This window comes from Streptosporangium vulgare (genome assembly GCF_042428775.1).
Classification (GTDB): domain Bacteria; phylum Actinomycetota; class Actinomycetes; order Streptosporangiales; family Streptosporangiaceae; genus Streptosporangium; species Streptosporangium vulgare.
Genome location: NZ_JBHMBS010000125.1, coordinates 1 through 867, shown reverse-complemented (window position 1 = coordinate 867; position 867 = coordinate 1). Strand labels below are relative to the sequence as shown.

General features: G+C 74.7%; 1 protein-coding gene. It reads left to right on the top strand.

The window, feature by feature from the left end; translation table 11 throughout:
• Positions 1 to 41: 41 nt before the first annotated feature.
• Positions 42 to 867 (top strand): beta-ketoacyl reductase (locus ACFFRH_RS44285; RefSeq protein WP_386164207.1); only part of this gene is annotated, 826 nt, incomplete at its 3' end.

The window sequence follows — 867 nt, the reverse complement described above, 5'->3', positions numbered from 1 at the left end:
TGCTCGATTTGTTCGGGCGGGGGGTGGTGCGGCCGTTGCCGGTGCGGTCGTGGGATGTGCGGCGGGCGCCGGAGGCGTTCCGGTTCCTGTCGCAGGCGCGGCATGTGGGCAAGATCGTGTTGACGATGCCGCAGGTGTTCGGTGCGGGTGGCACGGTGCTGGTGACCGGTGGCACGGGCACGCTGGGTGGGCTGGTGGCCCGTCATCTGGCCGGGGTGCACGGGGTGGGTCATCTGGTGCTGACCAGCCGCCGGGGCCGGGAGGCGGCGGGGGTGGCGGAGCTGGAGGCGGAGCTGAACGCACTGGGTGCTCGGGTGACGGTGGCCGCGTGTGACGTGGCCGACCGTGCGGCGCTGGCCGCGCTGCTGGCCGGGATCCCGGCCGAGCGTCCGCTGACCGGGGTGGTGCACACCGCGGGCGTCCTCGACGACGGGCTGGTGCAGTCCCTCACCCCGGAGCGGGTGGACGCGGTGCTGCGGCCCAAGGTGGACGCGGCGTGGAACCTGCACGAGCTCACCCGCGACCTCGACCTGTCCGCGTTCGTGATGTTCTCGTCGGCCGCGGCGGTGCTGGACGGGGCGGGCCAGGGCAACTACGCCGCCGCCAACAGCTTCCTCGACGCGCTGGCCGCGCACCGCAGGGCTCAGGGCCTGGCCGGGCTCTCGCTGGCCTGGGGCTTCTGGAACCAGCGCAGCGGCATGAGCGCGCACCTGGGCGACGCCGACGTCGCCCGCATGGAGCAGTCCGGCGCCCGCGGCCTGTCGTCGGAGGAGGGGCTCGCGCTGTTCGACGCCGCCGCCGCCGTCGACGAGGCCCTGCTGGTGCCGATCCACCTCGACCTCGCCGCGCTGCGCGGCGCGAACGGCA